Raw genomic sequence first — 26,194 nt, forward strand, 5'->3', positions numbered from 1 at the left:
TCACGGTCAGCGATTTAAGTCACTTTTGACTTTTTCCGGGAAGGCAAAGATGAAGTCAGATGCCGGTGCTTGTTGGTATTTGTTTTGTTAATTCATACATTGACCATATATTGTTCTGTGAACTATCGGTATTGACTTATTCAAATTTTGAATTGTATGAATTTTTCATTTTCTAATTATCAAATAGAAAATTTCTTCGATGAGATGTTTACTCCTGGGGGCGAAATACGTCCGGGCTATGAACATTTAAAGAATAAATTTGAAAACCTGACGCACGAAGATTTGACCAACCGCCAGCTTGCCACTGAACGCGCGCTGCTATCAATGGGCATTACTTTTAATGTATATTCCGAGGGCGAAGGTACCGAGCGCATTATGCCTATCGACATTATTCCGCGAGTGCTGTCGAACGCGGAGTGGGAATGGCTTGAAAAAGGGCTGAAGCAGCGGATCAAGGCATTGAATATGTTTATCGACGATGTTTACAATGAGCAGAATATATTGAATGACGGCGTGGTTCCGCGCGAGTTGATCGAGTCGAGCAAATGTTTTCTCAAACCGTGTATCGGACTGAAACCGCCGAAGGGTATCTGGTGCCACATTACCGGTACCGATCTTATTAAAGGTGACGACGGCACGTTTATGGTATTGGAAGATAACTTGCGTTGTCCATCAGGAGTTTCCTATATGCTGGAAAACAGGGAGTTGTCGAAGCAAATATTCCCGGATGTCCTTGCGCGTACAGGTGTGCGGCCCGTATCCGACTACCCGACGCGCCTGCTGCAAATGCTGCAACATTTGGCCGACCGCCCCAACCCGACCGTGGCTGTGCTTACCCCCGGCATTTATAACTCGGCCTATTTCGAGCATTCTTACCTGGCACAGCAAATGGGCGTGGAGCTCGTGGACGCGCGCGACCTCGTGGTTTCCGACGGCTATGTTAAAATGCGGACAACCAATGGTTTGCAGATCGTCGACGTGATCTATCGTCGGATCGACGACACGTTCATGGACCCGGAATCGTTCCGTGAGGACTCGCTGATCGGTATTCCCGGCATTTTTGAAGTATACAAAAAGGGACGCGTGGCATTGGCCAATGCACCGGGAACGGGGGTGGCCGATGACAAGGTAGTGTATGCCTACGTGCCGCGGATCATCAAATATTATCTCGGAGAAGAAGCGATTATTCCGAATGTGAGGACCTATATCTGCGGCGAAGAGGATGATATGCACTATGTTCTTGAGAATATCTCACAATTGGTTGTAAAAGAAGCCAATGAGGCCGGTGGTTACGGAATGCTCATCGGACCTAAGGCGACGGAAGAAGAGCACGAACTGTTCCGGCAAAAAATAAAGGACAACCCGCGGAATTATATTGCCCAACCAACGATTTCTCTGTCAAGAGTCCCTTGTATGGTCGATGGACATGCGGAAGGGCGGCATGTTGACCTCCGCCCTTACATATTGTATGGCGACGACATTAGTGTAATTCCGGGCGGGCTTACCCGGGTAGCATTGCGTAAAGGATCGCTCGTGGTGAACTCATCGCAGGGAGGCGGAGGAAAGGATACATGGGTATTGTATTAAGTTATCATTAACAGTTACTGGCAGTCTGTTCATGATAACGGTTTATGTATTTGTTTGATAAACCTTGTTTGAACTGCCTGAATTGGAATAGTCAGTAACTTAAATGATTTAGCAATGCAACGCCATATAACCGGATGGTTCAGTCCGGCGCTTAACAAAGAGATGGAAATTGCCGTTTACGGACATTACGGAGTGGCACTCCTGATGATCCCTACCGCGGCCTCCGATTACCTGGAATACGAACAAAATGGATTAATCGACGCTATTGAGCCTTACATCTATTCCGGCAAGGTAAAAGTGTATTGTATCAATAGTATTAATGGAGAAAGCTGGCTGAATCCTTATATGCACGGCTACGATAAGGCGGTGCGGCACCAGGCGTTCAACGATTATGTAATCAAGGAAGTAGTGCCCTTTATTAAGGAAGATTCTAGTCCGACGAATGAGATCATTGCCGCTGGCGCTTCGTTTGGTGCATTGCACGCCGCTAACCTGTTTTTCAAACATCCCGATTACATTCACGGGGTGATTGCAATGAGCGGCTGCTACGACCTGAGCGTGTATACCGACGGCTATTACGACGATAATGTGTATTTTAACTCGCCGGTGCATTACCTGCAAAACCTGAAAGCGGAATGGCACCTGCAAATGTACCGTGACAGTCGCCATATCCATTTCGTCACGGGCTCGGGCGCGTACGAGGTGCCGGATTATTCGAGGCACATTTCGTCCATTCTGGCCTCTAAAAACGTACCGCACGAGCTGGATATCTGGGGAAGCGACATTCCTCATGAATGGTGGGCATGGAAGAAAATGCTTCCTTATTACCTCGAAACGAGATTTTGATATTGCTCGGAAAAGCGAAAGCCCTGGAATGTGATCATTCCAGGGCTTTCGCTTTTTGAATATTGTTGATCAGGCTCCTTCGAACTGGCGGAGGAATCTTACATCGTTCTCGGTAAACAAACGAAGGTCGTTGATGCCGTAGCGCAGCATCGTAATCCGCTCGATACCCATTCCGAATGCGAAACCTGTATATTCTTCGCTGTCGATGCCGCAATTTTCGAGAACGTTCGGATCTACCATCCCTGATCCGGCGATTTCAACCCACCCGGTATGCTTGCAAACATTGCAGCCTTTTCCCCCGCATATAAAGCAGGAAACGTCTATTTCGGCGCTGGGCTCGGTAAAAGGGAAGTAGGATGGTCGGAGGCGGATCTTGGAGTCCTTGCCGAACATCTCCTTCGCGAAGTGGTATAAAGTATCTTTCAGATCTTTGAAGCTCACATTCTTATCCACATAAAGGCCTTCTACCTGGTGGAAGACGCAATGCGCACGGGCAGAAATAGCCTCGTTCCGGAAAACACGGCCCGGCATAATGGAGCGGATCGGCGGCTTCTGACGTTCCATCAGGCGCACCTGTACGTTGGATGTGTGCGTACGCAGAAGGACGTCGTCTTTTACATCGCCTTCGCTTTTGGAAATAAAGAAGGTATCCTGCATTTCACGCGCCGGGTGGTTGTCGGCAAAGTTCAATGCGCTGAAGTTGTACCAATCCTTCTCGATTTCAGGTCCGTACGACACATTGAAACCCATGCGTTCGAAAATCTCGATGATCCTCCGGCGAACGATAGTTAGCGGATGGAGGCTTCCCTGTAAATTGGGTGTTACAGGTAAGGTCAGGTCGATCAGCATTTCTGGATTGCTGTCTGCCGAATTTTCCAGCGCTGTTTGAAAATCCTGGAAACGTGTTTGCGCCAGGTTTTTGAGCGTATTCAATTCCTGCCCGACGGCCCGGCGATCTTCCTGCGGAATATTTTTAAGATTATCAAAAAGCTCGGTTACTGCGCCTTTCTTGCTGATATATTTTAACCTGAAGGCTTCCAGCTGCTCTTTGGTGCTGACGGTTGCCTGTTCGATTTCAGAAACTAACTCCTTTACCCGCTCGGTAATCATAAAAGCTTGTTGTTATTGGTGACTTACGCCGACTCTGTTGCGGCAGGAGGCCCTTTTCGAGAGCCCCGAAATTCCTGCAAAGATAAGGAAAGTTAGCTCGCAGGCGGAAGTGAAATGGCGTAGTTACGTTTATTGGATTGGTTTGTTGGAAAAATCCATGTTTTTGAGACTACGTAAAATTACGCATTTTACTAAGTTTGCTTACGTCATTTTATATGTTACTCAATTGTTAAATAATTGATTTTCAATCTATTGATTCTCGGTGCGTACTTTTACGTATTTTCCGAACGCTACGCGATGTGCTAATTTTGAAACAAGAAATCACAACAATATTAGCGTAGTTACCATGAAAAATTTTCCAAGCTTTACTCGCCCCAATTCGTCAGAGAGATCATACAACGACAGCCGTTCTTACATTTCGGTTCAATCGATGGGAAGAACAATCTTTTTGACACCCGACGTAATCACTTTCCTTGAAGGTGAAGGTAACTACACATTCATATACACGAACAACGGGAAGAAATACCTGGTCTCGAAAACATTGAAATCTCTTGCGGAGCAGTTGAGCGCCAAATTCCTTCGCGTTCACAAATCATATCTTGTAAATGCCGACTACGTCGTAGAGCGTCTCGAAGATGACCGTATGCTGAAACTTTCATGCGGTAAAGAGGTAGTCGTATCGCGCCGGAAAATCAAAGAGGTATCTGGCCTTCTGGATCACACCAACCTCATCCGCATCAGCGCATAAAGACATTTTGGTGAATTAAATTAGTGGGTTATTCATAAAAACAGCAGCCATCGCTCGATCGAAGGCTGCTCGTTTTGTTTATGGGCGGCGAAGCGGAATTTTGAATGATTGAATGAGTGAATGATTAAGTTATCAATGAATAAAAAGTCAAGTATAGTCATAAGGTCAGGTGTTGTTGGCCTGACAATTTCATGACTCAATCACAATTATTCGGTCATTCAGTCATTCAAAACTAAAACAACTTTAGTCCAAGCGTCACCTGCCATGAACTCACTTTCTGCTTCAACGAGGCGCCGCCATTGATAGGCTGGCCGCTTACCTGAAATGAGGCCAGGTTAGTAAAAGAGCCTTCTTTTCTTACGTCGAGACTGAAATTTCCCAAATCCAGGCCAGCTCCAAGTTGGTAGCCGAATGTTGCTTCCGACATGGCATTGTTCAAATCCGAGGTGTAGTATTTAAATGCGTCACGCAAACGCTGGTTGTCGCCGATGCGGAATGACGTAACCGGCCCTGCGAGAATGCGGAACGGGCCGCCTTTTAAACCGATCAGCAAGGGCACATCGATATTGCTGTATTTGACATTGATCGTTTTTTCGACCGGTGTTTCCTGATCATTCTGGATTATTTTGAACGAACCTCCCTTCGTTGAAACGAGTACTTCGGGCTGGATGAATATCGTTTTGCCGAAGCGCATCCAAACGCCGCCTACTGCGCCGGTCCTTGTGTTGAAACTTTCTTTCAGGTTGTCTCTCACCTCTTTGCCATCATATCCGAGATACGGATTTCCATTCTCATCGTAACGCGTCGTGAAAACGTCGCCCATGGTAAGCCGCGACAAGTTCACTCCCCCTTTAATACCAAACGCAAAACCTTTCTTCTGGGCCTGCACATTTGAGAATGCGAAAATGCAGAGCAAACAGGCGCAGGCCACTTTTGTCAGGATGTTCATGGATAATATGATTTTTTAAGTAAAACAGGTTAATAACGCCAAATTGCAAAAAACTATACCCATCCTACATTTTTTTTGATTTTATGGCCAAAACATGCAAAAATTGGATTAATATCGTCGGAATTACGTTAGTCACTAAGGGGATATAAATTAGACTATTCTATTATGGCCAAAGCCAAGACGGCATATTTTTGTCAGGAATGTGGGTATAATTCGCCGAAATGGGTCGGCAGATGTCCGTCATGCGGCGAGTGGAATACTTTCGTGCAGGAAGTTATTGAAAAGGAAGATAAAAAGACGGCGGTTTCGTGGAAATCGGTGAACCTGGCCAACCGTCCGCGGGCGATTGCTGAAATTGTCTACGAAAATGAACCGCGCATCCGCACATTCGACGAGGAACTGAACCGAGTGCTCGGCGGAGGTATCGTGCCAGGCTCTCTGGTGCTGATCGGCGGCGAACCGGGGATCGGAAAATCGACATTAATGCTGCAAATCGCGCTGACGCTCTCGAATAAAAAAGTACTGTATGTTTCCGGCGAAGAATCCGAAGCGCAGATCAAAATGCGGGCTGAGCGCATGGCGGCCAAAAGCGATAATTGCTTCATTCTCACAGATACGCAAACCCAGAATATTTTCAGACAAATAGAGGATTTTCAACCTGAAATCCTGATCGTTGACTCGATACAAACCATGCAGTCGACTTACATCGAGTCGGGGGCGGGCAGCGTGTCGCAGGTGCGCGAGTGCACGGCGGAATTTATGAAATATGCCAAGGAAATGGGCGTTCCGGTGTTCCTGATCGGGCACATTACAAAAGATGGTTCGCTTGCCGGTCCGAAAGTACTGGAACATATGGTGGATACTGTGCTCCAATTCGAGGGTGACCGCCATAATACTTATCGGATCCTGCGAACTATGAAGAACCGTTTTGGTAGTACTTCCGAACTGGGCATTTACGAAATGCAGGGAACCGGTCTCCGGCAGGTGAGTAATCCTTCGGAGATACTTATTTCTCAGCGCGATGAGCCCGTGAGTGGTATCGCGATCGGTTCGATGATGGAGGGGAATCGGCCGTTGCTGGTGGAAATCCAGTCGCTTGTGAGCGTGGCAACCTACGGGACGCCACAGCGCAGCAGTACCGGTTTTGACGCAAAACGATTGCAAATGCTGCTGGCTGTGCTCGAAAAGCGCGGAGGTTTCAGACTAGGCGTCCAGGATGTGTTTCTGAATGTCGCCGGCGGCTTGAAAGTAGAGGATCCCGCGATTGACCTCGCGGTGATTGCGTCGCTCGTTTCATCTTATGAGGATAAATTCATACCTGCGTCTGTTGGATTCGCTGCCGAAGTCGGGCTTGGCGGAGAGGTAAGAGCTGTGAATCGCATCGACAGCCGTGTTTCAGAAGCGGAAAAGCTGGGCTTTAAGAAAATTTATATTTCAAAATACAACAGTAAAGGCCTGGATTTGAAAAGAGGAAAGATTGAAGTGATTCCAGTAGCGCATTTGGATGAACTTTTTATGTCGCTTTTTTTGAATCAATAGCCTGGTTTACAGCTATTAATGGTGGCTAAAATGCATTAACGCATTTTGGAATGCTTCACCAGGTAGGCGAGTAATACGGGGTCGAAGCCTTTGGCAATATCCGCTTCGATGAAGTCGATTTTGTATTGCCCGCATTTCAGTTTCAATTTTTGATAAAAATCGCCGACAAACTGCTGGTACGATTCGCGCACCTGCTCGGGCTGGACTTTGATTTTTTCACCTGTTTCGAGGTCGACAAACTCGTAAGGCCGGTTTTCGAATGCGAAATTCTCCTCGGTTTTGCGGTCGGTGACGTGGAAAAGCAGTACTTCGTGCAGATTGTGTCGTAAATGCTGCAATGCGGAGAAAATCTTATCAGCTTCTTCGATATTATCGAACATATCACTGAAAATAACGACCAGCGAGCGCTTATGGATTTTTTCGGCGATCTGATGCAGCACGTCGGCGACCGAAGTCTTCTGCAGCGGTCGATTGGCCTGAAGTTGCTGTTCCAGTTCGAGCATGATCTTGTGCACATGCGAGGGCGTGGACTTTACAGCGGTTTGCACTTCAATTTGTTCGGAGAAAGTGCACAGGCTCACGGCGTCTTTTTGCCGTTGCAGCAAATAGGTAAGGCTCGCCGCGGCCATGACACTGAACGTCATTTTTCCAAAATTCTCTTCCGGATAATACATGGAAGACGAAGTATCCAGCAGAATATGGCAGCGTAGGTTGGTTTCTTCCTCATAGCGCTTGACATAAAGCCGGTCGGTTTTAGCAAATACCTTCCAATCGATATTCCGGGTGGACTCGCCCGTGTTGTACAGCTGATGTTCGGCAAACTCGACTGAGAAGCCGTGAAAAGGAGATTTATGAAGACCGGTGATGAAACCTTCTACCAACTGTTTTGCAAGAAATTCCAGGTTCCCGAATTCTCTGACTTTGGCCAGATCCAGTTGGCGGACACTCATGTTAGCATCAGGGCTTACTTACTTCTCATCGAAATGACTTTGCCCGATTTCGGGTCGATTTCTTCGTTGGGCGACAAGAGGACCATTCCTTCCATTCCTACAACCCTTATTGAAACATTGGCAACGCCTTTGGCCAAAATGCCCAGCAGACGGGCTGCTTCTTTACTGAGATCGATCACACGGTGCTTTGAAAACGGACCACGGTCGTTGACTCTCACGATCACTTTTTCATCATTATCCAGATTCGTCACTTCAAGCATGGTATTGAGCGGGTAGCTCCGATGGGCGGCCAGCAGTTCACTGCTTTTATGTACTTCCCCGAATGAGGTTTTCCTGCCGTGGAAGCGCGCTGCGTAGTAGGAGGCGGCTCCGGTTTCCGTTTTGCCGAGTTTTACCTGAGCTATGGCTTCCGGTAACAGCGCGACAAACGCTAACATGGTGAGAATCAGAATCCGACGATAAGTCATTTTTCTGGATTTAGGTGAAACATAATAAGGTAAAAGTCCCCTATCTCATATCTTCCTTTGGCGTTTCAGGTCAATTTTAAAACCCACGAATTTCAAAACTAGTAAAAAGATCTAAACAAACCAGCAAAAGTCGCAGTTAATTTCAATGCGACTGGTGAGCGTACTTGTAACTCGCAACCAACAAAATGCTAATATGTTCCGGTTTTTTTGGAAGCAGCAATAAACTTTATATTTTAGCGTTTGGAAACCTATTTAAAACTAAACATAGTGGAAGACAGAGAGCAAATCTACTCCAAAAGGGTCAGGGCGGGAAAAAGGACTTACTTCTTCGATGTTCGCTCAACGCGATCTAACGATTACTATCTTACCATCACAGAAAGCCGTCGCCACCCTCAGGGAGACGGGTTTACGTACGAAAAACACAAGATGTTTTTGTACAAGGAGGACTTCGACAAGTTCGTGGAGGCATTGAAGGAAGCGGTGGATCATGTGAAGACAGAACTGATGCCAGAGGTTGACTTCTCGCAATTCGAATCCAAAGGAGACGAGGTAGACGTAGTAGGGGAGTCGGACCTTAAGTGGGATTAAGAAATTTAGATATTGAATAGAAGCCTTCGCAATCGATTACGAAGGCTTTTGGTTTTTGTACCTGCTAAATAGTAATTTTGCGAAAATTATTATTCAGCAGGCGGGCATGCTTTGCATTACTGATCAGGCATGCGGCCGCCATTCACTGCTTACCATTCATATATGAGTCTTCAATGTGGGATTGTCGGATTGCCGAACGTTGGGAAATCCACCCTTTTTAATGCCATCTCTACCGGCAAAGCCGAAGCTGCTAATTATCCTTTTTGTACCATAGAGCCCAATGTGGGCGTTGTAACCGTTCCTGACGAACGATTGGATACCCTTACCAAGCTGGTGAACCCTCAAAAGGTGATCCCTACGATCATCGAATTCGTGGATATCGCAGGTCTTGTGAAAGGAGCGAGCCAGGGAGCGGGGCTAGGTAACAAGTTTTTGGCCAACATCCGTGAAGTGGATGCGATCGTCCACGTGGTACGCTGCTTCTCCGACGATAACGTTGTGCACGTAGAAGGCCGCGTTGACCCGGTATTCGATAAGGAAATCATCGACGCCGAATTGCAGCTTAAAGACCTGGAATCAATCGAAAAGAAGATCCAGCGAACCGAGAAAGGTGCACGCGCCGGCGATGCCAAAGCGAAAGCCGAGCTGGAATGGCTGAAAAAATATAAAACAACGCTGGAAGAGGGTAAGAATGCGAGAAGCGTTGAAATCGATGCAGAAACGAGAGAATCGGTGATCGGTGACCTGCAATTGCTGACCGCGAAACCGGTGCTTTACGTGGCGAACGTGGATGAAGGTTCGATGCTGACGGGCAATGAGTATTCCGAGAAATTGAGAGAGGCCGTAAAACATGAAGGAGCCGATGTGATCGTTCTTTGTGCGGCTATCGAATCACAGATTGCAGAAATCGAAGATACGGAAGAGCATGAAATGTTCCTGAGCGAATACGGCTTGAAGGAATCTGGTCTCAGCAAGCTGATCAAAGCTTCTTATGCGCTTTTGAACCTCATTACTTATTTCACCGCCGGTGTTAAGGAGGTTCGTGCGTGGACAATCGTAAAAGGCTGGAAGGCGCCGCAAGCAGCCGGTGTGATCCACAGTGATTTTGAAAAAGGGTTCATCCGTGCAGAGGTGATCAAAATCAACGATTTCGAGCATTACAAAACAGAACCAGCGGTGAAAGAAGCCGGTAAAATGGCTGTGGAAGGCAAGGAATATGTCGTAGAAGATGGCGACATTATGCACTTCCGTTTCAATGTCTAGTTTCTGACTAATGCATCAGGTATGAAAAGAGCGGCCATGTGCCGCTCTTTTGCTTTTTGTATCAATCCTCGTAATAATCGGGTGCGTCTTTGTGGATGACGGCACGAAGCGTCTTGGCCATATGCAGGATCGTGTCGACTTTGTAATGCGCTTTCTTAAAGATTTCAGGATTATGTCCTTCGTTGATCAGCTGCATGAACATCTCGCGGAGAAATACCAGATCATCGATATTCTGTGAAAAATCCTCTACGACGTACATTTGAAAGCCGCGGTCGTCCAGTTGCGGGAAATAGAGGACCAGATATAGGTCGGTCTGCACATAAAAACTGATCACATGGCTTGCCTCGAAATTGACCGGCATTTCGTCATGATCAACCAGGCAATCGATAATGTAATTCTCGTCGTTGGTGATCGAGAGATTGGAGGTGAGGTACACGCTGCTTGCTGATGACTTCATAACGTTAAGCAGTTAACGCCGCCGGTTCCATTCTACGGTGCGGTAGCCGACGAGCAGGTCGGCACGGCTGGCAGGCGGACGGTGATAAATCAATATGTCATAATCATTCTCGGTAGCTGCGAAATTTCCTTCAATATAAGATTCGTCGGGCTTCTGATTGCCTTTAACCATGGTGTAATCATAGTTGATCACCCCCTGTTTTACCATCATTTCCACCTGATATGCCTGGGCTGTGGCATCATATGTCATTTTGTTGCGATCGGTCAGCTGCCAGAGGTTGAAAGCACCATTTACATAAAATGTCGCGCCAGGATCTTCCTCTGTTTTTAAGGTAAACACCACCGGCGTGTAATCAGCTTCCACACTTCCGCGTCCTGACTCTCTCTGATCTACAATGTATTGGCCATTGAAATCGTCGATTTGTATATAAGGTACGTGAGCACGGGGTTTATCGGGGAAGAGGAACAGCTTCGTAAACTCATCCGTCCGTTCTATTTCATTCACGCCATAGCCACGACCGGTAAGCGAGCGGCTATCGAAGTACCGGAATTCATTTCCTCCCTGAAAAGTGTTTTCGAGGTCAAAAAAGGTGTACTCCAATAGCTGGTCAAACGGTCGTACGTTGGTCGGTTTATAGTTAGTCTTTGCTTGGTCCCACCGGAAGTTCTTCCGGATCACCACTTTCAGGTCAGTTTGCGGGGCATTGAGCTGGTAACCTTTGTAATCCACCGAAAAGTCAATCTGCTGATCCGAGAATTGCTGCTCGATTCCCTGAGAGAAACGCGCCTTCGCGGTAACATTCACGCGCGGCTGATAATGCATAAACCGCCGGCTGAACATTAGTTTTCTGTCACGGTCGGAAAACACATAGATTACATAATTGCCGGGGAGCTTCAATTTGGGCAATTCGAAGCGGTAATGCGTGTAAGGTACCTTCGTACTGAACGACTGGTCGTAGGTATTTATCGGGTATTCATTGAACTCGTAGGTGAATTCGATGTCGTTCAGATTGGATTTGGTCCAATCGGCATTGCAATGAATGATTTTCGCACGGTAACCTTCCGGCTGGCCGGTCATATCATCGAATTCAAGTACCAGCGGGGCTGGGTTGTTCAGTGGCGTAATGGGCGGTGTGAGCAGGCGGGTAGGATTTTCCGGGTCGTCGAGGGCCGGGTACAGCAGCACAGTTTTGATCTTATCCTGGTAAATAAAGTCTTCCAGGCGAAGCCCTTGCGGCTGTGCATACGCGTGTGTGCAAAAGAGAAAAAAAGCTATCAGCAGTACTAAACGCATCTCGGGATTTTTAAATGAGTAACGATTCTTTTTACGGTAAGGTACATATAGTTTGGAAAAGGTGATTTGAACATTATTAACTATTTTTGATTAGAAACCATGACTGCAGTAGCGATCAAAATGTACACACAGGAAGAATATCTCGAACTGGAACGCGCCGCGGAGTACAAGAGCGAGTACTATCGCGGGGAGATATTTGCGATGTCGGGAGCGAAGTTTAATCATAACCGCATTAAGGAGAATCTTTCCGTCGCGATAGGGCTTTTTTTGAAAGGGAAATCATGTAACAGCTTGTCGAGTGATATGCGTGTGCATATTCCAGAAAATACTTTATATACTTACCCGGATTTGTTGATCGTCTGCGGAAAGCCAATTTTGTTGGACGAGCATATGGACACATTGCTCAATCCCTCGGTCATTATCGAGGTGTTGTCGCCCAGCACCGCAAGTTATGACCAGGGGAAGAAGTTTTACTTTTACCGTAGTATGGAATCCCTGGTCGAGTATATCCTAATCGATTCTCAGGAAGTGGGAGCGGTGGTGCATCGCAAAGGTAGTGACGGTGTCTGGTTTGTATCGTCTGAAGCCTACGACATTAAAGGCAGTGTCGAAATCGGTCACATCGGGCTGACTATAAAGATGTCGGACATCTACGAACAAACAATCGGAATTTTATAGCAAAAAAGGGAGCCACTAAGCTCCCTTTCACATTCGTTCTATTTCCCGGAAAGCTCTTCCACTTCCAGCATCAGATTTTCCCAATCTTCCGTGCTCTGTTCCAGCTTTTGCTTGATATCGGCATAAAAGCGGTTCATTTCAGCTAATGCAACAGAATCATTGTAAATTTTGGGATCGGATAATTTGCCTTCGGTTTCCGCTTTTCTTACTTCGAGATTGTTAATTGTATCTTCCAGTTCCTCGATCTTCTTTCTCGCCTTTTTCAGCTTCTGAGCATCCTCGTTGGATTGAGGTTTGCCATTGTTTTTATTCTGGCTGGCAGCGGCAGGCTGGCTCTTCTGCGGTGGCGCGCTGCTTACCTGCACTTTTTCGCTCACCGCTGATTGTAATCCACGCTCTTCCACCCAAATCTCATACTCTTCGTAAGTACCAGGATATTCCTTAATCTGATGGTCTTCGATGTACCAGATCTTGTTCGCAATATTTTCTACGAAATAACGGTCGTGCGAAACGACAATGTAGCTGCCTTCATATTGCTGTAATGCCTGGATCAGGATATTGACTGATTGCATATCCAGGTGGTTAGTAGGCTCATCCAGCAGCAGGAAGTTCGCCTGTGAAAGCAACACCTTTGCCAACGCAACCCGCGATTTCTCCCCCCCGGAAAGCACCTTGATCTTCTTGAAAACATCGTCCCCTGTAAAAAGGAAGCATCCCAAAACGGTCCGCAGTTCGGTTTCTGTCTTCGTAGGGTTGGCATATTTCAATTCCTCAATGAGGTTGTGTGCCACATTGAGGGATTCGAGCTGGTGCTGTGCGTAAAATGTAAACGATACGTTGTGTCCAAGCCTTCTCTTACCTTCGATAGGCTCCGTACCGGCCACAATGCGGAGGACCGTAGATTTCCCACGGCCGTTTGCACCGATGAGCGCGATCTTGTCGCCGCGCTCCATGCTGATGTTGGTCGCGTCGAGGATCACTTTGTCGCCGTAAGCCTTGGAAGCATCTTCCAGTTGAAAGACGTGGCGGCCTGGTTGGGTTGTAAACTGGAAGCGGAAATGCACTTTGGCATTCTCGTCCATTACCTCGTCCACGATTTCCATTCTGTCCAAAGCTTTCACGCGGCTTTGTACCTGGCGCGATTTGGTAGCTTTGGCTTTAAAACGTTCGATAAAACGCTCGGTCTGGCGGATTTTGGCCTGCTGGTTTTCGTAGGCACCGCGCTGAATATCGTTGCGAAGTGCTTTTTCTTCCAGGTAATAGGAGTAGTTTCCGGCGTAATAATTGAGTTTCCCGCCTGAAACTTCCACAGTCGTATCAATCGTATTGTCGAGGAACTGGCGGTCGTGGGAAACGACGATCACGGCGCCTTCATAATTCTGCGTGTATTTTTCCACCCATTGAATGGACGGAAGGTCCAGGTGGTTGGTCGGCTCATCCAGCATGAGGAGCGACGGCTTTTGCAAAAGCAGCTTCGCAAGCATGACGCGCATACGCCAGCCTCCCGAGAACTGGCGCAATGGCAGGTTCAGGTCGGCGGTCGAAAAGCCGAGGCCTTCCAGGATCGCTTCTGCCTTGGATTGTACCGAATACCCGTCCAATGCCTCGAATTCTTCCTGCACGCGGGCAAGTTTGTCCACGAGGTCGTCGCTATAATTATGCTCCATATCATGCAGGATTTTATCCATCTGCACTTGGAGCACATTTTGTCTTTCAAATGCCTGCATCGCTACCGAAAGGATCGAATCCTCGGTTTGGTACGAAAGCAAATCCTGGTTGAGAAAGCCGATCGTACAATCGCCGGCTTTGGAGATCGAGCCGCCGTCGGGCTGGAATTCTCCGTTGATCATGCGCAGGAGGGTAGACTTGCCGGTACCGTTCAGTCCGATAAGCCCGATCTTTTGTTTTGGCTTTATATGTAGTGAGGCGCCGTCGTACAATGCACGGTCGCCCAGAAAATAGCTGAGGTTCGTAATCGCGATCATAGTGCAAAGGTACGGGGAAAGAAGCAGATAGAAAAAGCACGATGTTGGAATAGTTATAAAGGCATTTGCGATGTCATTATGAATAGGTTATTTATGTAAATTTGGTCAATGAACAATCTATTCCCGATATTTCTTAAACTCGAAAACCTGCACACGCTCATTGTGGGCGGAGGCTACGTAGGTTTGGAAAAAATTACTGCGGTCCTTGATAACGCTCCGCTCGCTCGCGTGACGCTCGTTGCCCCCGAAATCCGTGAGGAAATAAGGGAGATTGCCGCAGCGAATTCCCGAATAAATCTAATTGTGCGGAAGTTTGAGGATGACGACCTGCTGGAAAAAGACCTGGTGATCGTGGCCACAAACGACAAGTCCGAGAACAAGAGGATCTGGGAAACGGCCCGCGCCCGGCATATACTCGCGAACGTAGCCGATACGCCTGACATTTGCGATTTCTACCTCTCTTCGGTCGTCAGAAAAGGCAACCTCAAAGTGGCCATTTCTACAAACGGAATGTCGCCCACATTTGCCAAACGGCTAAAAGAAGTTCTTGGCGAAGCGCTGCCGGACAACCTCGAAACGGCTATGGAGCAGCTCAAAGCGGTCCGCGATATGCTGAAAGGCGATTTTGCCTCGAAGGTCGACGAACTGAATCGGATTACTTCGGTTTTGACGGAAAAGAAGAAAGATATCCGGTAAAAAGCGCTTAAATCGTGTTTCCCGGGCAATAATATGTGATTTTGCAGTGTTTTTAGAGAGATAATTTGTCAAAATAACACTGCGGGCTTCAACGGTATCGGGATTTTGTGCGTATTGAGTATATTCTTTTGCTTTTGCGCAATTAGCATTGCTTTAATTTTTGTCACCGCCGGTGGTGGAATGTTTTCGCTTTTCGTGCGATAATCCGTATTATTGAATCTATTAATTTTTAAACCCGCTTCGGGCGGACGGACAGTTATTTGGGGTTAGACTTATACTTATTTATATGAATCTTTTCTATCGGATCAGTGGCCTGAGTCGGCTTATTGCGTTGCTCCTGGGTATCTTCTTTCTGTCCGTTTTCGCTTCTCCGTTTTCTTCGTTTGCATTTACCGCCGATATCGACGTGAAAGGTGTCGTAAAAAGCAGCACCGGCGAACCGCTGATCGGGTCGACTGTGCGCGTGAAGGGTTTGCAGAAAGGAACCGTAACCAATGAAAAGGGCGAATTCCTGTTGCAAGGCGTTTCTGACAACGCCACGCTTGTGGTTACCATGATCGGCTTCCTGCCCAAAGAGGTGAAAGCAGCCCGAAGCCTGACTATTGAACTTGTAGAGGACGCCGTAGGCTTGCAGGACGTGGTTGTAACCGGGTTTCAACAAATCAATAAAGATAAATTCACCGGTTCGGCGGTAACGCTTAAAACCGACGATGTGAAAATCGATGGTTTGCCCGACGTTAGCAAGATGCTGGAAGGCCGCGCGGCGGGGGTTTCGATTCAGAACGTGTCCGGTACTTTCGGAGCTGCTCCCAAGATCCGTATTCGCGGCGCTACCTCGCTGAATGGCGCCAATAAGCCGCTTTGGGTGATCGACGGCGTTGTGCAGGAAGACATTGTAAATATCTCCAACGACCAGCTTTCCAGCGGAGACCCTACAACATTGCTTGGTTCTGCCGTGGCAGGCCTTAACCCGAACGACATCGAGACTTTCGACATATTGAAAGATGCCGCCGCAGCGGCATTGTATGGCGCGCGTGCAATGAACGGGGTGATTGTAATCACGACGAAAAAGGGTAAGAGCGGTAAGCCAGTGATCACTTATTCAGGCAATTTTAGTACGCAACTCGTGCCTTCTTACCGCAATTTCAATATCATGAACTCGGCACAGCAAATGTCGGTGTTGGGGAATTTGGAGCGGGACGGTTATTTGGGCACGGGTATCCTTTCCAAACCGGACTACGGCGTTTATGGAAAAATGTACAATTTGATTCAGGTGGGCAATGACCAGGGGAACTTTGATCTGATGAATAACCCGGAAAAGAGGCGCCAATTTTTGTTAGGCTATGCGAATGCCAATACAGACTGGTTTGATGTCCTTTTCAAGCAGAATTTTATCCATGAACATTCCCTGAGTGTTTCGTTCGGGACGGAGAAATCCAATTCGTACGCGTCGGTCAGTTACCTGGACGACAATGGCTGGACGATCGCAGATAAGGTAAAAAGGTATACACTCAATTTCAATAATAATTACCAGCTTTCTGACCGCCTGAGTATTGGTTTGACAACGCTGGCGTCGGTTCGGCGGCAACAGGCACCTGGCTCATTAAGTAGAAGAAGCAACCCGGTAGAAGGTAAGTTTGACCGCGATTTCGATATCAATCCATTCAGTTATGCATTGAATACCAGCCGGACGCTCACTGCTTACGACCAGAACGGCAATCTTGAATTCTTCAGAAGAAATTTCGCTCCGTTCAATATCATATCCGAGCTTGCCAATAACAGGCTTAACCTGACATTGGCGGACATTAAATTACAAGGTAATCTGTCCTATAAGATCACGGATAACCTGAGCTACGATTTCCTGGGTGCTTTGCGGTATATTCAGACGGGCCGTGAGCACATTATCACCGAGCACAGCAACATGGCAAACGCTTACCGGGCGGCCGACAACGCCACCATCGCGGCGGCTAATAAGTATCTCTATGTTGACCCGGATGACCCGAATGCGAATCCGGTGGTGGTTCTGCCGAGTGGCGGTTTCTATAACCGCAATGAAGACCAGATGCTTTTTTACAACGTCAGGAACAACCTTCGCTATAACCAGAAATTCGGGGAAAGGCACGAAGTCAATGCATTGATTGGGCAGGAAGTAAAATTTACCAATCGACAGAATTCCAATAACACCGGTTACGGGTTCCAATACGATCAGGGGGGGACGCCGTTTGTCGACTACCGCATTTTGAAACAAACGATTGAAACCAACTTCCAATACTACGGAATGCAAATGGATTATGAGCGTTTCGCGGCATTCTATGGAAGCCTTGGTTACACGCTGGATGGAAAGTATAACGTGACAGGTTATGTTCGTTACGATGGTTCGAACCGCTTCGGGAAGTCAGCGATTGCACGGTGGTTGCCTACGTACACCATTGCCGGTTCCTGGAACTTCGACCGCGAGAATTTTTTCAAAAACCTGAGCTGGCTGAGCATGGGGCGACTGCGGTTGAGCTACGGGCTTTCGGCAGATACGGGTCCGGCGACCAATGCCGCGGTGTTGCTGCAAAGCATCATCACTCGCAGGCCATATGCGGATGAGAAAGAATCGGCGATCCAGCTAGCTGCGCTGCAAAACAAGGAGCTTACGTGGGAGAAGTTGTACAGCGGGAATGTCGGATTGGATGTAGGATTATTTGCTAACCGCATCAATTTTACATTGGACGGCTATATCCGAAATAGCTTTGACCTGATCGACCAGATCAAGACCTCCGGAATTGGTGGGCAAATCTATAAGGTTGCCAACTACGCAGATATGGAATCTTATGGTGCCGATTTTTCTGTGGATGGCGTATTGCTCAAAACCCGCGACTGGGATTTCCGTTCCCGTATTACATTCGGCTACTCGCACACGCTTATTACGAATGTGGACAACAGCCCTGGTATATTCGACCTCGTGAAAGCCGAAGGTGCCAATGTGCAGGGCAAGCCGGTGCGCAGCCTTTACTCGATCGATTATAATGCATTGAACCCCAAAACCGGTGTTCCCATCTTTATCAACGAAAAAGGCGAAGTAAGTTCTGATGTGTATTTGCAGGATCAGAATGTCCAGTACCTCAAATATGAAGGGCCGGTTGATCCGCCATTTACAGGTGGTTTTAACAATACATTGACTTATAAGGGGTTAACGCTAAACGTGTTCTTTACTTATCAGGCGGGTAATAAAATCAGGCTTAATCCCTTGTTCAGGGGTGCATTCAGTGATCTGGATGCGATGCCAAAAGAATTTTACGACCGATGGGTGATTCCCGGTGATGAAAGGTATCCTGCAAAACCTTCGATTTCGGATCAGCTGGAATTGCTGTATCTCCAGGGCACTTATCCGTACAACATCTATAACTATTCAACTGAACGTGTTGCGAAGGGGGATTTTGTGCGGTTGAAGTCGATATCGCTGGCCTATAAGTTACCGTTGCAGGTGATTTCCCGCTATGGATTTAAGGCGGCGAGCATACAGCTATCGTCGATCAACCCGTGGCTGATTTATTCGGATAAAAGACTGAAAGGTCAGGATCCTGAGTTTTTTAACTCGGGTGGAGTGGCGCAGCCGATTCAAAAGCAATTTACCGTTGCGTTGAAACTGACATTGTAAGGTTTGAGGATGATCTATTAGGAAGAATATGACTACCATCAAAAAAATAAAGACAATCGTGCTGATCCTCCCACTTCTGGCGCTGGCCGGTTGTGAGGACTTTCTTTCGAAGGAACCGGACAGCACCCGGGCGATTATCAATACCCCCAAACAGGTGTCCCAGTTGCTTACGACCGCTTATCCGCAGGCTGGCTACATTGTATTCTCGGAAGGAATGAGTGATAATGTGGCCGATAAGGGAGCCGGTCAGGACGATAAAACAAACCGTGCTTCTTTCCTTTTCGAAGTCGTGGAAGCAACCGTAGATGAACAGGATTCGCCTGATCAGTACTGGGCGGAATGTTACCGGGCGATTTCGGTAGCGAATGAAGCGCTGGACATTATCAGTAAAGTTGCAGACCCCGAAAAATACAACGCACAGAAAGGGGAGGCGCTGCTGGCCCGGGCATATGCGCATTTTATGCTGGTAAATTACTATTGCAGGTTTTTTGACCCGCAGCAAGCCAACGATAGCCCGGGTGTTCCTTATGTAACGGTACCTGAGGATGTTGTGATCAAGCAGTATGAGCGGGGAACGGTAGCCGGCGTGTACCAGATGATTGAAAAGGACTTGCTGGAAGGGCTTCCGCTGATTAGTGACGGTTCGTACACCGTGCCTAAATACCATTTCAATATCGCCGCTGCGAATGCATTTGCGAGTCGTTTTTATCTGGTTAAAAAAGACTATCAGAAGGTTTTGCAATACACAAATGCCGCATTTCCGGGCAACAATTTTGCCGAAAATCTCCGTCCATGGAACACAACTTATTCCAGCCTGTCGCCGGAAGAGTTGTTCAGGCTCTATTCCCGTGCAAACCAGAATGCCAATTTGCTGCTCATCGAAACGTCATCGACGTACGGACGGTATGTGGCCAATTACAGGTATGGCATGACCTATCCGAAATGGCAGGAGATTTCGGACAGTGAACGGATTATCACAGGGGGAGCCGGATGGGCGTATCCACTTTACTATCGGGGCGATAACAATTACTTTATTCCAAAGCTGACGGAGTATTTCGTGCGCGAGTCGGTTAATGCCGAGATCGGACTTCCCTACGTGATGTTGCCCGCTTTTACTGTGGAAGAGGTGCTCTTCAACAGGATAGAAGCCAATGCTTATCTCAATAATACAGCCGCCTGCATTACCGATCTGAATACTTACATCAGCAAACGGGTCGATAACTACGACGCGTCACAGCATAAGGTTACTGCGGCCAGTATGCAGAGCTATTTCCGGACAGGTAATCTAAGGAACAACATTATAGAAACCGTGTTGGCATTCAAGCGCGTCGAGTTCGTACAGGAAGGAATGCGCTGGTTTGATCTTCAGCGTTATAATACGACGGTGACACATGAAACCCGCAGTGGATCGGTTATTTCGGTTCCTGCGGGGGACAATCGCAGGGTATTGCAGATTCCGCAGACAGCAGCACTTTCAGGCATAGCACAGAATCCCAGGTAAGAAAGCCATTCAACCATGAAAATGATATTCAGAAGTTTTACCCACTGCATTATTGCTGCCCTGCTGGCGGGCACGACCATGATGTCCTGCAAGGAAGAAAGCCTGGGCAATGTGGACGATATTCCGGGATTGGGCGGCGACGTCTGGGCGGAGGGGCCGATTGACAAGTGGATTCAGGACAGTCTGGTTGTACCTTACAATATTTCCGCAAAATATAAGTGGGACCAGTTCGAGTTCGGGAATTTAACGAAGACCCTCGTGCCGCCGGATGAAGCGCAAGTGATCCCGTTGCTTAGCACCATCAAAAAAGCGTGGACAAATCCCTACGTGGAGGAAGCAGGAAAGGTCTTTTATAACAAATATTCGCCCAAATTTTTCATTCTCTCGGGTAGTAACGAGTATAATACCGAGGGTTCTATTACGCTGGGAACCGCAGAAGGGGGGCGGAAAGTGATTTTGTACGGCGTGAATCTTTTTAAGATTAAAGGAATGGCAGGCTATGATCCCGGAAGAGATTCTTCTTTTGTAAAAGACTGGTTCCTGCACACGATTCACCACGAATTCGGCCATATTCTACATCAGACAGTGTTTTACCCCGTTGAATACAAGAACATTTCAAAAGCATATTATCAAGGTGGGAACTGGATCAACTGGAGTGATGCCGATGCACGTCGCGATGGCTTTATTACGGCTTACAGCTCCTCGGCTTTTGACGAGGATTTTGTGGAGATGATCGCAATGATGCTCACCGAAGGAAAGGCCGGTTTCGACAAGATTGTAAGCTCCATACCGGAAGGGACAAGTCCGAGCGGCGTAACAAAGGCGCAGGCGCAGGCCGCGTTACGGCAAAAAGAGGCTATTATTGTAGCCTATTATAAGAATACGTGGAAAATTGATTTTTACAGTCTGCAAAAAAGAGTGCGGACTTCGATGAATAAACTTTTTTAATGGCAGATGAAGAGATCTTTTTTATACCTATTGTTCCTGACTACCGTTTTCTTCTCCTGCGAAAACAAAGACGATACGGTTTTTGAAGAATCGGCGGACGTGCGGTTGAATGCGGCATTGGCCTCGTACGAAAAGCAACTTGTGGAAGCACCTTATGGCTGGAATGCGGTGATTTATCCGGGGGGAGGAGGTAGTTACGGGTTTTATTTCAAATTCGACGATAAAAACAGGGTAACGATGTACTCCGACTTTTCGGATGCCTCGGCTGCCAAATCAAAGGAAAGCAGCTATCGGCTAAAAGCCATGCAAACGCCTTCATTGATCTTTGATACTTACTCTTACCTGCATGTGCTGGCGGATCCCGACGACGAGGTAAACGGCGGTACACTTGGAGAAGGCCTCAAATCCGATTTCGAATTCAGCATTTATGGTGATTCTCTAACAGCGGACCGTATGGCGTTCGTTGGTCGCAAAAACCAGAGCCGACTGGTACTCACTAAGGCTACCCAGGCACAGGCAACAGCTTATGCGAATGGCGACTTGGCTAAGGCGTTGCTATTCAATAACATTGGTAAATACATTCCCTACTTCAAGCGTGTTACACTGGGAGCGAATACCTACGAAATCACCGTTAATCAAAATTCCAGGACTATTAAACTTACCTGGCTGAACGGAAGCACGCCGAAGACTTTCACAACGAACTACTACCTCACACCCGCGGGCGTTGCATTCGTATCTCCTCTTGTAAATGGCTCGCAGACGATCACAGGTTTCGGGAATATTACCTGGAATGCGAATACGACCCAGCTGGGTTTCTCCGGTGGGGGAGCAACAGGCACCGTCGTAAGTGCGATCAAGCCTATATCGGTGGATCTGGCGGCGTCCAAAAGATGGTGGCAGACCCCCATCGAGTCGGGCGGAGATTGGCGGTCGTGGAAGGGATTCCATGTTAACGGAGTGGATGACGCATTCAAGGTCGCTGACCTGAAATCGGATGAGTCGATATTCGCGTTTTACATCTATCAACCCGGCGTCAGCAGCCGGAATGACTTGTTTGCGCCTATTTTTTATGACGGCGCGAGCATTTTCCTCGATTACGGACATGCACCGGCTCCGCCTACATTTACGGCTGACGGCCGGGCAATATTTGCGCCGGCAGGTACCTATGGCACGATTCCGGCGGGAGGGGCAGCGGCAGAATCAGCCAAGTTGCTTTACGATCCCAGCGGTTTTTACCTGATCCAGACGTCGGATGAAACCTACGATATGGTAAGCGCGAAAGACGCGAAGTCTTGGATTACCTGGGAATAGCGGGTTCCCTACCAGTATTTGCCGTTTTTCCGTGCAAACCAGTATCCCCGCCAGAATATGCGCACGTGATTGAACAGCGTTGGTATCAGACCGAAGTGTTTTCTGAGCACTTTGTACCGGTCGGTGAGCGATCGGCGATGGTTTTTGACCGACAGGCCACCCAAGAGGTACCGACAGAGCGTGAACGGCAGAAATTGTACAGTCTCTGCCCGTTTCAGACATTCTATTTCCCAGTCGATGTCTGCGCTGAGATTGGCATATTCGTAAAACGGCGCGATGTCTTTTCTCGCGATGAATGCCTGGTGGCAGACTTTCATACCCAATGCGAAATCCTTCCAGTGAAGTTTTGTGGGCAAAGTGTGGGGTGTGAAATGGCTGCGTAAGCCGACTTCGGTACCGTCTTCGCTGACCATCATGGCGTCGCTGTAATAGACGTCAGCCCCGGTTTCAAGAGAGGATAAAAGGTTTTGTAAAGTCTGGCTATTAAAAGCCTCATCTCCCGCATTCAAGAACCAGACGTACTTCCCGGAGGCAAGCCGCAGTCCCTTGTTCATGGCGTCATAGAGGCCTTTGTCCTTCTCGGAGATGATTTTCGAGATGAAGTGATACTTCTCCGCAATAGCAAGTGTCCGATCTTGGGAACCGCCGTCTATAATCAAATATTCCAATTGCGTCGAATTCTTCACGGCGGATAGCGCTTTTTCCACGCTGTCGAGCGTGCGTGCGAGGAATTTTTCAGCCTGGAAAGTAACTGTAATAATCGTTAACAGCGGGCTATTATCCATGAAGCAGGGAGTCATAAAGTTGGGAATACTGCCTGGCGACCACTGTCTCCGAATAATGCTCCAGAACCTTCCTGCGTGCATTCGCCGAAATGCGACCATCGCCATTGTGTTTCAACACCCATTCGATACCCTCCGAAAGTGAAGGCGCAGATTTGGGTGCGGCTACGAAGCCATTTTCCAGATGATCTATCATTTCCGGAATGCCACCGGTGTTGAAACCTACGACCGGTGTTCCACATGCCATGGCCTCCATAATCGTGTTCGGGAGGTTGTCTTCCAGCGAAGGGACTATGAGCATGTCGGCTGCACTGTAGGCTTGTACTATTTGACTTGCGCCCGAGATTTTGCCCAGAAAATGCGCCCTTACCGGCATATCCCTGAAATCGTCAGCCTTCCCTTTGCCAAGGATCACCACTTCGGCGCCCGCGAGATTGGGGTGGCGTATTGCTTCCTGAAAGTATGTAAATCCTTTGCGTGGATCCTGTGTGTTGGCTCCGGCGAAAAGGAGCAGTTTCTTATCCGCGGGTAGACCGAATGCTTTTCGCGCTTCGTTGCGGTTACCGGGTTTGAAAAAATCGGTGTCGATGCAATTCGGGATGGCCTGCGAGGGCATACCACTGGTCAAAGCGGCATTTTGAACGAGGCTATCCAGCCACCGGCTGGGAGAAACGAATGTTACAGGCGCTCCTTGAAAAAGACCGTATTTCTTCTCGAATTGGGCAAATGCAATATCGTATCTGCCTGGCTTTTTGAGGTAAGGGCAATAGCAACAATGCGAAAGATAGCGCTCGCAGCCGCGGTTATAATGACAGCCGCCGGTAAATGCCCACATATCATGCAATGTCCATACGATCGGTTTCCCAAGCGCAAACAGTTTTTCGAGCGACTGGAGCGAAAGAAATCCAAAATTGATCCAATGCAAATGAATGACGCTGGCTTGCCTGACGAGCGGGTGATCGGCAATATCGGCTCCGATCACAGCGGGAGAAAAGGCAAAACGGACCGATTTGTCTTTTTCATAGGGAAGGAAACTTAGCCTTTCCATGACGAAATTTGCCCACGCCTTTTTGGATTTCCAGGGGCTATCCGCCCAGGCAGTGGTCTGCGGGCCGGGGCAGGAGATTTCCGAGACCATCAAACGCGAATTGACCTCCGCATTAAGTAACGCCTGGTGCAACCTTGCCGCCGCGACCCCGGCGCCTCCTTCCCAGTGAAAAGTACTTAGTTGAAGCACCATTTGATCGCTATCGATAATTCGTGTTTTGGCCGGATGTTTGTTTCAGGCAGTATTCCATGAAGCATTCCATTCGGGTAAAATTAATAGTTCTGCCTTTAAATACTTTTTTATTCGATGAAACTATCTTTATCGCCAAATCAGTAACCCGTAAAAATGTCAAGCGAAAAACGAAGCCACGAAGCGCATTCGGAATGGTATGAGTTGCAATTCGGAACTCAGGAGGCGAAGAACAAGGTCATCGAATTGTGGGAATACGATAATGCGAATCATACCATTAACCATTGGATTCACAAGCGCATGCTGGACCTAACGGACCCGTTTGTGAGCGAAAAGAAGTCGTGGCTGACGGTCGGGGATGGTTATGGTTTTGATGCCAATCATTTTTTCAAAAAAGGATTGGATGCTACCGCGAGCGACATTGCAGGCACATTTTTGCCGTTATCGAAAGAAAGAGGATTCATTGAAAAATATGCGGTAGAGAATGTAGAGCACCTGACATTTGCCGACAATAGCTTCGACTATGTTTTCTGCAAGGAGGCGTACCATCATTTCCCGCGCCCGTACCTGGGCGTATACGAGATGCTGCGGGTCGCACGCGAGGCTGTGATCCTGGTCGAGCCGCATGATCCGATCTCGAAAATGCCCTTTTTGTTGGCATTAAGAAATATTTTCGATCGCTTCGATACCAAGGCGCTGCAAAAATATTGGAAAAACAGGTATTCTTTCGAAACAGTGGGGAACTACGTTTTCAAGCTGTCGGAGCGGGAAATGGATAAGCTTGCGAATGGGATTGGCTTACCGGCGGTCGCTTTTAAGGGTATCAACAACAATTACTATCATCCGTCCTATGGTCGTGAAAAGGCGGACGATTCTTCGCCGGCGTTCCGTAAGATCAAGCGAAAGCTTGCGTTCCATAACTTTCTTGTAAAGGCTTCACTAATGCCTTCGCAGGTGTTGTGCGCTGTTATCTTCAAGAAACTGCCTTCCGAACAAGTTATGAAGGCTATGCAAAAGGAGGGTTTTCAAGTGCATATTTTCCCGCCGAACCCGTACGCACATTGAGATTGAACCGGTGATCGTGCGTATTTTATTTTGCTGACTTCTGCCTGAAACCGACCTGCCTTCTTTCCTTCTGCGGTGGTTCTAAAAGGTAGCTGAGTGCCTGGTGGATGTCGTTGAATTTTATTTGCATTTCATCTTCCAGCTTGTCGATTCGCGCTCTAAGTTCCTTTGAATCAATATAATGCTGTCGGATGTTTACAAATGCGCGCATGATCGTGATGTTCACTTGTATCGCTTTGTAGCTGTTCAAAACGCTCGATAACATGGCTACTCCCTGTTCGGTAAAGGCGAAAGGCAGATACTTCGCGTGACGCCCTTTACCTTTCTCTAAGGTCACAATTTGTGACCTTAGAGAAAGGTACTCTTCCCGTGTTAGCTCGAACATGAAATCGTCAGGAAACCGCTCGATGTTTCTCCTAACGGCTTGTTTTAAAGCTTTTGTTTCAATTTCATACAATTCTGCGAGATCAAAGTCCAACATGATTTTGCATCCGCGAAGCGTGTGAACTTTGTTTTGAATAACCATTAATTCCATAAAGATTACCAAG

23 protein-coding genes are annotated in these 26,194 nt (G+C 47.7%); 13 read left to right on the forward strand and 10 right to left on the reverse strand.

Annotated elements, in window-relative coordinates:
• The first annotated feature begins 156 nt into the window (after positions 1–156).
• Together AC2YIT_RS11870 and AC2YIT_RS11875 are read left to right on the forward strand one after the other, a co-directional pair.
• Positions 157–1,587: a circularly permuted type 2 ATP-grasp protein gene (locus AC2YIT_RS11870; RefSeq protein ID WP_430844889.1), complete on the forward strand. Its 1,431-nt coding sequence runs from the start codon at positions 157–159 to the stop codon at positions 1,585–1,587.
• Between the two features lie 114 nt (positions 1,588–1,701).
• Positions 1,702–2,433, forward strand: coding sequence for an esterase family protein (locus AC2YIT_RS11875; protein ID WP_430844890.1), 732 nt, complete (start codon positions 1,702–1,704; stop codon positions 2,431–2,433).
• Between the two features lie 69 nt (positions 2,434–2,502).
• Here AC2YIT_RS11875 and pheS read toward each other — a convergent pair whose 3' ends face one another.
• Entirely contained in the window at positions 2,503–3,543 is a 1,041-nt protein-coding gene (pheS, locus tag AC2YIT_RS11880; protein ID WP_487279301.1) for a phenylalanine--tRNA ligase subunit alpha, read from the reverse strand.
• Between the two features lie 430 nt (positions 3,544–3,973).
• Between pheS and AC2YIT_RS11885 the strand changes: the two genes are divergently transcribed.
• A complete protein-coding gene (locus tag AC2YIT_RS11885; RefSeq protein ID WP_106597933.1) occupies positions 3,974–4,291 on the forward strand; it encodes a LytR/AlgR family response regulator transcription factor in 318 nt (105 codons plus the stop codon).
• 232 nt (positions 4,292–4,523) lie between these two features.
• Here the strand turns inward: AC2YIT_RS11885 and AC2YIT_RS11890 are convergent, their stop codons facing one another.
• Positions 4,524–5,240 carry a porin family protein gene (locus AC2YIT_RS11890; protein WP_430844893.1) on the reverse strand — a complete coding sequence of 239 codons (717 nt, stop codon included), beginning with the start codon at positions 5,238–5,240 and terminating at the stop codon, positions 4,524–4,526.
• A 165-nt stretch (positions 5,241–5,405) separates the two neighbouring features.
• Between AC2YIT_RS11890 and radA the strand changes: the two genes are divergently transcribed.
• The gene (gene radA, locus AC2YIT_RS11895; protein ID WP_430844894.1) at positions 5,406–6,779 is read left to right on the forward strand and encodes a DNA repair protein RadA; all 1,374 of its coding nucleotides are present in this window, start codon (positions 5,406–5,408) and stop codon (positions 6,777–6,779) included.
• A 35-nt stretch (positions 6,780–6,814) separates the two neighbouring features.
• On the opposite strand, the gene AC2YIT_RS11900 is transcribed toward radA, so the two are convergent.
• Both AC2YIT_RS11900 and AC2YIT_RS11905 read right to left on the reverse strand, forming a co-directional pair.
• Entirely contained in the window at positions 6,815–7,729 is a 915-nt protein-coding gene (locus tag AC2YIT_RS11900; protein WP_487279302.1) for a DUF58 domain-containing protein, read from the reverse strand.
• 14 nt (positions 7,730–7,743) lie between these two features.
• Positions 7,744–8,196, reverse strand: a complete 453-nt coding sequence (locus AC2YIT_RS11905; protein ID WP_430844898.1) for a septal ring lytic transglycosylase RlpA family protein — start codon at positions 8,194–8,196, stop codon at positions 7,744–7,746.
• Between the two features lie 240 nt (positions 8,197–8,436).
• On the opposite strand from AC2YIT_RS11905, the gene AC2YIT_RS11910 reads away from it, so the two are divergent.
• On the forward strand, positions 8,437–8,784 hold the full coding sequence (locus AC2YIT_RS11910; protein ID WP_019942161.1) for a DUF3276 family protein: 348 nt from the start codon (positions 8,437–8,439) through the stop codon (positions 8,782–8,784).
• A gap of 162 nt (positions 8,785–8,946) precedes the next feature.
• Positions 8,947–10,047, forward strand: coding sequence for a redox-regulated ATPase YchF (gene ychF / locus AC2YIT_RS11915; RefSeq protein ID WP_430844900.1), 1,101 nt, complete (start codon positions 8,947–8,949; stop codon positions 10,045–10,047).
• A 61-nt stretch (positions 10,048–10,108) separates the two neighbouring features.
• Here the strand turns inward: ychF and AC2YIT_RS11920 are convergent, their stop codons facing one another.
• Both AC2YIT_RS11920 and AC2YIT_RS11925 read right to left on the reverse strand, forming a co-directional pair.
• Positions 10,109–10,504 carry a hypothetical protein gene (locus AC2YIT_RS11920; RefSeq protein WP_487279303.1) on the reverse strand — a complete coding sequence of 132 codons (396 nt, stop codon included), beginning with the start codon at positions 10,502–10,504 and terminating at the stop codon, positions 10,109–10,111.
• A 12-nt stretch (positions 10,505–10,516) separates the two neighbouring features.
• Positions 10,517–11,797, reverse strand: coding sequence for a type IX secretion system plug protein (locus tag AC2YIT_RS11925; protein WP_487279304.1), 1,281 nt, complete (start codon positions 11,795–11,797; stop codon positions 10,517–10,519).
• Between the two features lie 99 nt (positions 11,798–11,896).
• Between AC2YIT_RS11925 and AC2YIT_RS11930 the strand changes: the two genes are divergently transcribed.
• Positions 11,897–12,475: a Uma2 family endonuclease gene (locus tag AC2YIT_RS11930; RefSeq protein WP_430844904.1), complete on the forward strand. Its 579-nt coding sequence runs from the start codon at positions 11,897–11,899 to the stop codon at positions 12,473–12,475.
• 38 nt (positions 12,476–12,513) lie between these two features.
• Here AC2YIT_RS11930 and abc-f read toward each other — a convergent pair whose 3' ends face one another.
• A complete protein-coding gene (abc-f, locus tag AC2YIT_RS11935) occupies positions 12,514–14,460 on the reverse strand; it encodes a ribosomal protection-like ABC-F family protein (protein WP_430844905.1) in 1,947 nt (648 codons plus the stop codon).
• Between the two features lie 108 nt (positions 14,461–14,568).
• On the opposite strand from abc-f, the gene AC2YIT_RS11940 reads away from it, so the two are divergent.
• The 5 genes from AC2YIT_RS11940 to AC2YIT_RS11960 all read left to right on the forward strand — a co-directional run bounded on the left by AC2YIT_RS11940 (position 14,569) and on the right by AC2YIT_RS11960 (position 22,562).
• Positions 14,569–15,156 (forward strand): precorrin-2 dehydrogenase/sirohydrochlorin ferrochelatase family protein, encoded by a 588-nt coding sequence (locus AC2YIT_RS11940; RefSeq protein ID WP_487279305.1) that lies wholly within the window; start codon positions 14,569–14,571, stop codon positions 15,154–15,156.
• Positions 15,157–15,442: 286 nt separating this feature from the next.
• The gene (locus tag AC2YIT_RS11945) at positions 15,443–18,802 is read left to right on the forward strand and encodes a SusC/RagA family TonB-linked outer membrane protein (RefSeq protein ID WP_487279306.1); all 3,360 of its coding nucleotides are present in this window, start codon (positions 15,443–15,445) and stop codon (positions 18,800–18,802) included.
• 28 nt (positions 18,803–18,830) lie between these two features.
• Positions 18,831–20,303, forward strand: a complete 1,473-nt coding sequence (locus AC2YIT_RS11950) for a RagB/SusD family nutrient uptake outer membrane protein (protein ID WP_430844910.1) — start codon at positions 18,831–18,833, stop codon at positions 20,301–20,303.
• 15 nt (positions 20,304–20,318) lie between these two features.
• Positions 20,319–21,251 carry a zinc-binding metallopeptidase gene (locus tag AC2YIT_RS11955; RefSeq protein WP_487279307.1) on the forward strand — a complete coding sequence of 311 codons (933 nt, stop codon included), beginning with the start codon at positions 20,319–20,321 and terminating at the stop codon, positions 21,249–21,251.
• Positions 21,252–21,257: 6 nt separating this feature from the next.
• Positions 21,258–22,562 (forward strand): DUF4302 domain-containing protein, encoded by a 1,305-nt coding sequence (locus tag AC2YIT_RS11960; RefSeq protein ID WP_430844913.1) that lies wholly within the window; start codon positions 21,258–21,260, stop codon positions 22,560–22,562.
• Between the two features lie 8 nt (positions 22,563–22,570).
• Here the strand turns inward: AC2YIT_RS11960 and AC2YIT_RS11965 are convergent, their stop codons facing one another.
• Positions 22,571–23,347 (reverse strand): glycosyltransferase family 2 protein, encoded by a 777-nt coding sequence (locus tag AC2YIT_RS11965; protein ID WP_487279308.1) that lies wholly within the window; start codon positions 23,345–23,347, stop codon positions 22,571–22,573.
• Positions 23,340–24,584, reverse strand: a complete 1,245-nt coding sequence (locus tag AC2YIT_RS11970) for a glycosyltransferase family 4 protein (RefSeq protein ID WP_487279309.1) — start codon at positions 24,582–24,584, stop codon at positions 23,340–23,342. Before AC2YIT_RS11970 ends, AC2YIT_RS11965 begins: the two co-directional genes overlap by 8 nt.
• 153 nt (positions 24,585–24,737) lie before the next feature.
• Between AC2YIT_RS11970 and AC2YIT_RS11975 the strand changes: the two genes are divergently transcribed.
• Entirely contained in the window at positions 24,738–25,646 is a 909-nt protein-coding gene (locus AC2YIT_RS11975) for a class I SAM-dependent methyltransferase (RefSeq protein ID WP_430844917.1), read from the forward strand.
• A 25-nt stretch (positions 25,647–25,671) separates the two neighbouring features.
• On the opposite strand, the gene AC2YIT_RS11980 is transcribed toward AC2YIT_RS11975, so the two are convergent.
• Positions 25,672–26,181, reverse strand: a complete 510-nt coding sequence (locus AC2YIT_RS11980) for an ORF6N domain-containing protein (RefSeq protein WP_487279310.1) — start codon at positions 26,179–26,181, stop codon at positions 25,672–25,674.
• Positions 26,182–26,194: the final 13 nt, after the last annotated feature.

It is taken from the genome of Dyadobacter sp. SRI_021, from assembly GCF_057586235.1.

What these genes read in the sequence shown, in the direction of transcription:
- AC2YIT_RS11870 (WP_430844889.1), top strand. Translation starts at nt 157, where the DNA reads ATGAATTTTTCATTTTCTAATTATCAAATAGAAAATTTCTTCGATGAG.
- AC2YIT_RS11875 (WP_430844890.1), top strand. Translation starts at nt 1,702, where the DNA reads ATGCAACGCCATATAACCGGATGGTTCAGTCCGGCGCTTAACAAAGAG.
- pheS (WP_487279301.1), bottom strand. Translation starts at nt 3,543, where the DNA reads ATGATTACCGAGCGGGTAAAGGAGTTAGTTTCTGAAATCGAACAGGCA.
- AC2YIT_RS11885 (WP_106597933.1), top strand. Translation starts at nt 3,974, where the DNA reads ATGGGAAGAACAATCTTTTTGACACCCGACGTAATCACTTTCCTTGAA.
- AC2YIT_RS11890 (WP_430844893.1), bottom strand. Translation starts at nt 5,240, where the DNA reads ATGAACATCCTGACAAAAGTGGCCTGCGCCTGTTTGCTCTGCATTTTC.
- radA (WP_430844894.1), top strand. Translation starts at nt 5,406, where the DNA reads ATGGCCAAAGCCAAGACGGCATATTTTTGTCAGGAATGTGGGTATAAT.
- AC2YIT_RS11900 (WP_487279302.1), bottom strand. Translation starts at nt 7,729, where the DNA reads ATGAGTGTCCGCCAACTGGATCTGGCCAAAGTCAGAGAATTCGGGAAC.
- AC2YIT_RS11905 (WP_430844898.1), bottom strand. Translation starts at nt 8,196, where the DNA reads ATGACTTATCGTCGGATTCTGATTCTCACCATGTTAGCGTTTGTCGCG.
- ychF (WP_430844900.1), top strand. Translation starts at nt 8,947, where the DNA reads ATGAGTCTTCAATGTGGGATTGTCGGATTGCCGAACGTTGGGAAATCC.
- AC2YIT_RS11920 (WP_487279303.1), bottom strand. Translation starts at nt 10,504, where the DNA reads ATGAAGTCATCAGCAAGCAGCGTGTACCTCACCTCCAATCTCTCGATC.
- AC2YIT_RS11925 (WP_487279304.1), bottom strand. Translation starts at nt 11,797, where the DNA reads ATGCGTTTAGTACTGCTGATAGCTTTTTTTCTCTTTTGCACACACGCG.
- AC2YIT_RS11930 (WP_430844904.1), top strand. Translation starts at nt 11,897, where the DNA reads ATGACTGCAGTAGCGATCAAAATGTACACACAGGAAGAATATCTCGAA.
- abc-f (WP_430844905.1), bottom strand. Translation starts at nt 14,460, where the DNA reads ATGATCGCGATTACGAACCTCAGCTATTTTCTGGGCGACCGTGCATTG.
- AC2YIT_RS11940 (WP_487279305.1), top strand. Translation starts at nt 14,569, where the DNA reads ATGAACAATCTATTCCCGATATTTCTTAAACTCGAAAACCTGCACACG.
- AC2YIT_RS11945 (WP_487279306.1), top strand. Translation starts at nt 15,443, where the DNA reads ATGAATCTTTTCTATCGGATCAGTGGCCTGAGTCGGCTTATTGCGTTG.
- AC2YIT_RS11950 (WP_430844910.1), top strand. Translation starts at nt 18,831, where the DNA reads ATGACTACCATCAAAAAAATAAAGACAATCGTGCTGATCCTCCCACTT.
- AC2YIT_RS11955 (WP_487279307.1), top strand. Translation starts at nt 20,319, where the DNA reads ATGAAAATGATATTCAGAAGTTTTACCCACTGCATTATTGCTGCCCTG.
- AC2YIT_RS11960 (WP_430844913.1), top strand. Translation starts at nt 21,258, where the DNA reads ATGAAGAGATCTTTTTTATACCTATTGTTCCTGACTACCGTTTTCTTC.
- AC2YIT_RS11965 (WP_487279308.1), bottom strand. Translation starts at nt 23,347, where the DNA reads ATGGATAATAGCCCGCTGTTAACGATTATTACAGTTACTTTCCAGGCT.
- AC2YIT_RS11970 (WP_487279309.1), bottom strand. Translation starts at nt 24,584, where the DNA reads ATGGTGCTTCAACTAAGTACTTTTCACTGGGAAGGAGGCGCCGGGGTC.
- AC2YIT_RS11975 (WP_430844917.1), top strand. Translation starts at nt 24,738, where the DNA reads ATGTCAAGCGAAAAACGAAGCCACGAAGCGCATTCGGAATGGTATGAG.
- AC2YIT_RS11980 (WP_487279310.1), bottom strand. Translation starts at nt 26,181, where the DNA reads ATGGAATTAATGGTTATTCAAAACAAAGTTCACACGCTTCGCGGATGC.